This is a genomic window from Acidimicrobiia bacterium, from assembly GCA_016650365.1.
GTDB lineage: Bacteria > Actinomycetota > Acidimicrobiia > Spongiisociales > JAENVV01 > JAENVV01.
Window position 1 is genome coordinate 1 of the sequence record JAENVV010000303.1, and the last position, 1,745, is coordinate 1,745.

Below are 1,745 nucleotides of genomic sequence, written 5' to 3' on the forward strand. Positions count from 1 at the left end.
CGGAGTCGATCGACGCCGAGGGTGGCCTTGTAACCGCCGGGTTCATCGATGCCCATGTTCATCCGACCTCGGGGGGCCGCAAGGTTCTGAATTGCTCTCTCCAAGACGCCGAGAACCTCGACGATGCCGTCGACCTGGTGATGAGTTATGCAGCCTTGCATCCCGACCGGGACTGGATCTGGGGTGGTGGTTGGGCCATGGACTGGTTCGAGCGCGGGGTTCCCACTGTTGAGGCACTCGATCGGATCGTGCCTGATCGGCCCGCTTTTCTCTACAACCGGGACGGTCACGCCGCTTGGGTCAATAGCAAAGCCATGGAGTTGGCAGGCATAACGGCCAACACTTCCGACCCATTCGACGGGCGTATCGAGCGGCGAGCCGATGGTTCCCCGCAGGGGACCCTCCACGAGGGGGCGATGGGGCTGATCGAGCCGATTCTCCCCGAACCCGGACCTGCTGAGTGGGACCAGGCCCTGCGGGCCGGTCAGGCCTACATGCTGTCCTGTGGAATCACCGGCTGGCAGGATGCCGATGTCCAGCTTCCGCAGGAAGCCGCCTATATCTCCTTGGCCGGCCGCGGTGAGCTACTCGCTTCTGTCGTCGGTGCCTTGTGGTGGGATCGACACATCGGACGTGAGCAGATCGAAGACCTGGTCGGGCGTCGGGCCCTCATTGCACCCGGTTATCGACCGACCAGCGTGAAGCTCATGCTTGACGGTGTGGCCGAGAACTTCACTGCCGCCATGTTGGATCCGTACGGCGACGGTCGCGGCCAGACAACTGATAACTCGGGAATCGACTTCATCGATCATGAGTCATTGAGTCGAATCGTCGTTGATCTCGATCGTTTGGGATTCCAATGCCATTTCCATGCGATTGGCGATCGGGCCGTTCGAAACGCACTCGATGCCGTGGAAGCTGCCAGGTCGACGAATGGCGATGGGGGAGTGATGCATCACATCGCCCACATTCAATTCATTCACGAGAATGACATTCCCCGCTTCCGCCCGCTTCGGGTCGCCGCCAACGCCCAGCCCTACTGGGCGTGCCATGAGCCCCAGATGGACGAACTCACAATTCCCTTCCTGTCTCCGGCCCAGGCCTCTCGCCTCTATCCCTTTGGCCGGCTTCTCCGCTCCGGCGCCGAACTGGGAGCGGGTTCGGATTGGTATGTCTCGACGTCAAACGTGATGCTTCAGGCTGAGGTAGCGGTGACGAGACGGCCGGCCGGCCAACCCGGTGTCGCGCCATTGTTGCCAGACGAGGCTTTGACGTTGACGCAGGCCCTCAACGCCTTCACGATGGGCTCAGCCAAGATCAACCGGATCGACGATCGTGCCGGCTCGATCAAGAGAGGCAAGGACGCCGATTTGGTGATCTTCGACCGCGACCCCTTCCGGGATGGAGGCATCGGTGACACCCGAGTGACGACGACCCTCATCGCCGGCAAACCCGTTTACGAGCGCAAGTCTTAGCTCCTCGGGCTTAACTCCCTCGGGCTTATGCCTTTTCGGGCGGCCTACCTCTTATCGGGCTCCCCAGTCGTAGCTTTGCTTTTCGAGTCTCAGGTAGGTGAATGCCTCGCTTGCTTCGACCGCCGGAATGCTCCGGATCGTCTTGAGGATGCGGAGGAAGTGGTCGTTGTCCTCGGAGACGATTTCGGCGAGAAGGTCGAAGCGCCCGGTTGTTATCACCAGGTAGTCGACCTCGGGAAGCCGGCTGATCTCGGCTGCGATCGCCTCGAG

At 61.4% G+C, this 1,745-nt stretch carries 2 protein-coding genes; one reads left to right on the forward strand and one right to left on the reverse strand.

Going from position 1 to position 1,745, the window contains the following annotated elements; genetic code table 11:
• On the forward strand, positions 1-1,475 hold a 1,475-nt coding region (locus JJE47_16785), incomplete at its 5' end, for an amidohydrolase (protein MBK5269079.1).
• Between the two features lie 51 nt (positions 1,476-1,526).
• Here JJE47_16785 and JJE47_16790 read toward each other — a convergent pair.
• Positions 1,527-1,745, reverse strand: a 219-nt coding sequence (locus JJE47_16790; GenBank protein ID MBK5269080.1) for an Lrp/AsnC ligand binding domain-containing protein, incomplete at its 5' end; no start/stop codon positions are given.